The following is a 6,309-nucleotide window of genomic DNA, read 5'->3' as shown; positions in this document are numbered from 1 at the left end:
AAAGTGGTGATGCATTCACCGCCTGACCCTACCCTCAGTTTTTTGTCATAAACCTAGTCACTAAGTCCGGGGGGAGCCGGGGATCAACCTTAAGGGGATAGGAGCCCGCTCTACTCAGGCCCCTATCCCAACTACAAAACCACCGTGAACTAATGGTGCTTGCGGTGGGAAAGCGAATCGACGCTCTGGCCCTTCTGCTCCAGCTGTGTGAGCAGTACGTCGCGGACATCGCGGCGGCGGACCTTGCCCATCTGGTCGCGAGGAAGTTCCTCCAGGTGGAAGAATGCGCGCGGCACCTTGTACCGGGTCAGGTTGTCGTAGCAGTGGTCGCGGTAGGCGTCGGAATCCAGTCGGGCGTAGTCAGCAAGGGTGATCGCGGCCACGACCATCTCGGAGCCGTCACTCTTCGGCAGGCCGACGACCGTGGCATCGGTGATGTCCGGGTGGGAGAGCAGTACTTCCTCGACCTCGGCCGGGTAGACATTGAAGCCACCGGTGATGATGACCTCCTTGATGCGGGCAACCAGTTTGATGAAGCCGTCCGACTCCATGACTCCGACATCGCCGGTGCGGTACCAACGGTCGCCAGCGGGAAGCTCAGTAGGCCCATTGGTGAAGGACTTCTCCGTTGCCTCCGGGAGGTTGAGATAGCCGGCGAAAACCTGTGGACCTCGGACGATGACCTCGCCCTCCTCGCCGTCAGCGCGGAGCTTGGTGGGATCTTCGGGGTCAACGATGGCGACCTCGGTGTCAGGGAATGGCAGACCAACGTAGCCGGGGCGGCGGTTGCCGTCCATCGGGTTGCCGACGATAATCGGCGAGGTTTCGGTGAGACCGTAGCCCTCGACGAGACGACCTCCAGTGAGCTTCTCCCACTTCTGTACAAGGGAAACCGGCAGGGTAGCGGCGCCACAAAAGGCGAACTTCACGCCGGAGAGGTCGACATTATCGCGCTCGGCTGCTTCGACAATCTTCTCGTAGAGAGTCGGCACACCAGGAACCCATGTCGGGCGGTTGTTCTTCATCACCTTCATAATCAGCGGAATCTCCGGTGCCGGCACTAGCACCAGTTCAGCGCCAATCAGCATGGACAAGTTGGTGACAATGGTCAGGCCGTAGGCATGGAACATCGGCAGAACGCCGAGGGAGATTTCCCGCTCCTTACCAAGGCCCGGCACCCAGGCCTTGCCCTGCAGAATGTTGGCTACCAACCCCTGGTGGCTCAACTGCGCGCCCTTTGGCGAGCCCGTGGTGCCAGAGGTGTACATCATCACTGCAGTGTCATCGGCAGTGATGGATTCATCGGCCTGGAGGTCGTGGCCGTCTCCGCCGACGGCGTCGTGAAGCAAAGCGTCAAAACCCATGACCTGCGGTGCGGAGGAGTGCAGCTTAGCGCGGGCGGCGCGGAGCTTCGGCAGCGGGATCGACAGGGCGGTGCGCATGACAAACGGCAGGTCCTGCAGCATATTGACCGCGATGATGGTCTCGAGCGGGGTGTTGTTGCGGAGGGCTTCAAGTACGGGGACGATCTTGTCCCAGCAGATGGCAAAGCGGGCGCCGTGGTCGTTGAACGGGTGGCGCAGTTCGTGGGCGGTGTAGAGGGGGTTGTGTTCTACGGCAACAGCGCCGAGGTGCAGAACTGCCCAGTAGGCGATGACGTGCTGCGGGCAGTTCGGCATGAGCAGTGCCACGCGATCGCCTTTGCGTACACCGAGTGCGCGCAGGCCGGCGGCAACGCTGCGAACCTTGACATCCAGCTCGGCATAGGAGGTGGAGCGACCGAAGAAGGTCAGTGCCTTGCGGCGCGGGTGGTTGCTCAGAGTGTGGCGGTAGACGTCTAGGAGGGTGTCGAAGTTGTAGTCGATGTGGGGTGGGGTCCATTCCGGATACAAGTTCAGCCAGGCCTTGGAAACCGCAGCGTTGGGTGTGGAACCGTGAGCTGGGGCGGAGTCATTTGCAGCGTGTGAGCTGGATGTATCGGCCATGGGATCCTCCTGGGTTTTTGTTTACCGCCTGATTATGTCGTGAGGTGATAATAACCTACGACGTAGTAGGTATCGACCTCTATTGTGCCGTACGTCGCACTGCGATGCCGGAATTCCGATACACGTATTTGAGGTACTCATTTGCGGGGTTGCCCCTGGCGTAGGCACTCTGGGCAGTATGAGCGAAACATTTCCGGCGGCAACGGCGGGCGCAGACGCAGCCACCTCTAATACCCCGGCGTGGCCGAACCGCATCGCGATGATCTCCATGCACACCTCTCCGCTGGAACAACCGGGCATCGGTGACGCTGGTGGCATGAATGTCTACGTGCTGCGCACCTGCGAGGAGCTGGCGCGACGCGGTGTGAAGGTGGATGTTTTCACCCGCGCCACGCGTTCCAGCGATGGGCCGGTGATTCAGGTCAGTGAGAACTTCCGCGTCATCAACATTGTGGCTGGTCCCTATGAGGGGTTAGAGAAGTCAGACCTGGCTACGCAGATGCCGGCCTTTGCCGGTGGGGTCATTGAATTCGCCCGCAAACAGGGGATTGAATACGACCTGATCCATTCGCACTACTGGCTCTCTGGCCAGGTGGGGTGGCTGCTGTCGGATTTGCTTGACATTCCGTTTGTGCACACGGCGCACACGCTGGCGGCAGTGAAGAATCTCCATCTGGCGGAGGGAGATACGCCGGAGCCGGAGTCTCGGCGTATCTGTGAGCAGCAGATTGTGGACAATGCGTGCCGGCTCATTGTCAACACAGATGCCGAGGCTAAGCAGCTAGCGGATCTCCACGATGCCGACCCGTGGCGCATTAATGTCGTGCCGCCCGGGGTGGACGTGGAGCTCTTTTCGCCGGGCAGTGATCGTGCCACCGAGCGGTCCCGTCGTGAGCTGGGCATCCCGTTGCACACTAAGGTCATTTTGTTCGTCGGTAGGCTGCAGCGGCTGAAAGGCCCGCAGGTATTGCTGCGGGGTGTCGGTGAGCTCATGCGTCGCCATCCCGCCACTAATGTCCGAGTGATTATCTGCGGTGGACTTTCCGGTTCTGGGCTGCATGCGCCCGACGAATTCACCAATCTCGCCGCGGAAGAGGGGATCGACCACCTGGTCCGTTTCATGCCCCCGCGCCCGCCGCAGGACCTGGCGAAGCTCTACCAGGCCGCAGATATTGTCGCCGTGCCCAGTTACAACGAAACTTTCGGGTTGGTGGCGATGGAGGCTCAGGCCACTGGCACTCCCGTTGTCGCGGCGAATGTCGGCGGGCTCTCCATCGCTGTCGACGATGGGGTCAGCGGTTTGCTTGTCGACGGTCACGAGCCCGCAGCCTGGGCCGATGCCCTCGGTCGCCTGGTGGAGGACGACGAGCTGCGCATTAAGTTGGCCACCCAGGCGCGCGAGCACTCCTTGGAGTTTTCCTGGCAAAAGACCGTGGATCGGTTGGCCGATGTCTATCATCGAACCGAACTCCAAAAGGAAAATTGTCCCGGCTCTATCCGGGATGCGGGCGGCTCCCGGTAGGTTTCGTTAGCTTCAGTACCGCCAGAGCCGTAGCCACAAAAGCAGGGAGATGATTCACGATGAGCACGGACATCCAAGTACAGCTGAAATCCCTCGGTGAGCAGCTGGAACGCCTCGGTGTCGAGCATGGTCTTGCAGACAATGCCGCCGTGGTGGTCCTGCCTGGTAAGAAGAAGCTCAAGACTGTCGTCGGCCTCATCCCGGCGCCCGACTCCCTGCGTGTTGAAGCCTTCGTCTGTCGCGCGGTCGAAGAAAACCACGAGGCCGTCTACAAGTGGTTGCTGCAGCGCAACCGTCGTCTGTTCGGCATCGGTTACACCATCGACGCCGCCGGCGACATCTACCTGGTCGGTCAACTGCCCGCTGAGCTTTCCGACGATGACCTCGACCGTCTCCTCGGTCAGCTGCTGGAGACGGCCGATGGGGACTTCAACCAGATCCTCGAACGCGGCTTTGCATCGGCAATTAAGCGCGAGTGGGAGTGGCGGGTTGACCGTGGGGAAAACCTGGCCAATCTGGAGCAGTTCCGCCACATGGTTGAGTAGCCGGGGGTAGCAACCCACATAGCGGGGCAACGAACGGCGGGCTTTCCCGTTTTGGGGCACAATTAGGGGTATGAGCAATGGAAAACTGATTCTTGTCCGTCATGGCCAGAGTGAGTGGAACGCATCCAACCAGTTCACGGGCTGGGTCGACGTTGCACTGACCGACAAGGGCCGCGCTGAGGCAGTACGTGCCGGTGAGATGCTCGTAGAGGCAGGCCTGAAGCCGCAGGTTCTCTACACGTCGCTGCTGCGTCGCGCAATTAACACCGCACACATTGCCCTGGATACCGCTGACCTGTTGTGGATTCCGGTTATCCGTGACTGGCGTCTGAACGAGCGCCACTATGGTGCTCTGCAGGGTCTGAACAAGGCAGAGACCAAGGAGAAGTACGGCGAGGACCAGTTCATGTCCTGGCGTCGCTCCTACGACACTCCGCCGCCGGAGCTGTCGGATGACAGTGAGTTCTCGCAGGCTAATGACCCGCGTTACGCCAACCTGGATGAGGTTCCGCGCACGGAGTGCCTCCTGGACGTCGTGAAGCGTTTCATTCCTTACTTTGAAGAGGAAATCCTGCCGCGTCTGAAGTCCGGTGAGACTGTCATGGTGGCAGCTCACGGTAACTCCCTGCGTGCACTGGTCAAGCACCTGGACAACATCTCGGACGAGGACATTGCCGCTCTGAACATCCCGACCGGTATCCCGCTGGTTTACGACTTTGATGCTGAGGGCAAGGTTTTGAACCCGGGTGGCACCTACCTGGATCCGGAAGCTGCAGCTGCAGGTGCTGCTGCTGTTGCTGCTCAGGGCAACAAGTAAATATGTAGGTGTTTGATAGGCCGATAAGGGGCGCAGCCAAGTGGGGCTGTGCTCCTTGGTCTATTTAGAGCTAGCTAGCGCAATGATTTTTCAGCGCGCGCGGATTGTGAAAAGAGCTTAGGGTAAGACCCGTGTCAAAAATCATTATCGCCGCTCTATTAGGTGCTGCGGTTATGGCAGCTGTGCTGATTCTTGGTGGAGTTGTCTCGGGTGCCTATAACGCCGCTCGGCGTCAGAAGAGCGACGAGGAAAGTTCAATAACCACCATGGCGCAGGTCATGCACCTGGCCATTCAGAAGTCTCCGACGGGTGTGGTGGTCGTTGACATCTCACGTGATTTGATTTTGTCGAACTCCATGGCGCACAAGTTGGGGCTGGTCTATGAGCGCCGCCTCAATGACGTGGGCTGGGAAGCTGCGCTCAAGGTCTTTGACTCGCAGGAGGACCAGGAGCTAACGCTGGTGCTGCCGTCGCGCCGGGCGGGGGCGCCGGACACGATCGTCCGTTGCCAGCTAACTCCGTTGTCACTGGTGGACGACCGTTTTGTGGTGATTTATGCGGCGGATGTCTCCGAACAGGCCCGTATGGAGGCCGCGCGACGTGACTTTGTGGCCAACGTTTCCCATGAGCTTAAGACTCCCGTGGGGGCTATCAGTCTGTTGGTTGAGGCGTTGAATGAAGCTACCGACGACCCGGTGGCAGTGCGTCACTTTAGTGAGAGTCTGACGCAGGAATCCAAGCGGATGTCGACGATGATTACGGAGCTCATCTCGCTGTCGAAGCTGCAGGGGGCAGAGCCGCTGCCGGACATGTCTCCCGTGAAGGTTGAAGAGATCGTCCAGGCAGCGGTGCGTCGTAACCAGATGCTCGCGGAGCAAGCGGGTATTGAAATCACCGTTGACTGTGAGCCGGAGTTGGTCGTTGAAGGTGATCGCAGCCTGCTGATCACTGCGGTGTCCAACCTGATTTCAAACGCCATCAACTACTCGCCAGAGGCCACGCCTGTGTCCGTGACTGCAGTCACGGAGGATAACGACACCGTCGCTATCCGTGTAACTGACCGCGGTATTGGCATTTCTCAGGCGAACCAGAAGCGCATCTTCGAGCGCTTCTTCCGTGCGGATAAGGCACGCTCGCGGGCGACAGGTGGTACAGGCCTGGGCTTGGCAATTGTTAAGCACGTCGCAGCGAATCACAAGGGAACCGTCAAGCTGTGGAGTCGGCTGGGCACCGGATCGACCTTCACCATTGAGCTTCCGCTGATGGAAAAGAACGGTTCCGCGTCGAATGATGGCGATGTATCTGCACGTTTGCCAATCGGCCACACCCAGCCTGCGGGTAAAATTGCGGCTAAGAAAAACGCGCAGCGAGGTACGGGCAAAACCCGTGGCAAGGATAAGGATTCCCAGAACAAGGATTCCAAGGAAGGAATGAAGTAAT

At 59.5% G+C, this 6,309-nt stretch carries 5 protein-coding genes; 4 read left to right on the top strand and 1 reads right to left on the bottom strand.

What is annotated here, in order from left to right:
- Positions 1-149 precede the first annotated feature (149 nt).
- Positions 150-1,985: a long-chain-fatty-acid--CoA ligase gene (locus tag HMPREF2857_RS06820; RefSeq protein WP_083310526.1), complete on the bottom strand. Its 1,836-nt coding sequence runs from the start codon at positions 1,983-1,985 to the stop codon at positions 150-152.
- 259 nt (positions 1,986-2,244) lie between these two features.
- Between HMPREF2857_RS06820 and mshA the strand changes: the two genes are divergently transcribed.
- The 4 genes from mshA (at position 2,245) to HMPREF2857_RS06800 (ending at position 6,308) form a co-directional block, all read left to right on the top strand.
- Positions 2,245-3,507, top strand: a complete 1,263-nt coding sequence (gene mshA, locus HMPREF2857_RS06815; protein ID WP_172620248.1) for a D-inositol-3-phosphate glycosyltransferase — start codon at positions 2,245-2,247, stop codon at positions 3,505-3,507.
- A 59-nt stretch (positions 3,508-3,566) separates the two neighbouring features.
- Positions 3,567-4,052: a type III secretion system chaperone family protein gene (locus HMPREF2857_RS06810; RefSeq protein ID WP_070643274.1), complete on the top strand. Its 486-nt coding sequence runs from the start codon at positions 3,567-3,569 to the stop codon at positions 4,050-4,052.
- A 70-nt stretch (positions 4,053-4,122) separates the two neighbouring features.
- On the top strand, positions 4,123-4,869 hold the full coding sequence (locus HMPREF2857_RS06805; protein ID WP_070643272.1) for a phosphoglyceromutase: 747 nt from the start codon (positions 4,123-4,125) through the stop codon (positions 4,867-4,869).
- 131 nt (positions 4,870-5,000) lie between these two features.
- Positions 5,001-6,308 carry a sensor histidine kinase gene (locus tag HMPREF2857_RS06800; protein WP_070643271.1) on the top strand — a complete coding sequence of 436 codons (1,308 nt, stop codon included), beginning with the start codon at positions 5,001-5,003 and terminating at the stop codon, positions 6,306-6,308.
- The last annotated feature ends 1 nt before the right edge of the window (position 6,309 follow it).

The organism is Corynebacterium sp. HMSC076C10 (assembly GCF_001812455.1).
Classification (GTDB): Bacteria; Actinomycetota; Actinomycetes; order Mycobacteriales; family Mycobacteriaceae; genus Corynebacterium; species Corynebacterium jeikeium_D.
Note: the sequence above shows the minus strand (reverse complement) of the source record. Positions and strands in the feature narration are given on the sequence as shown.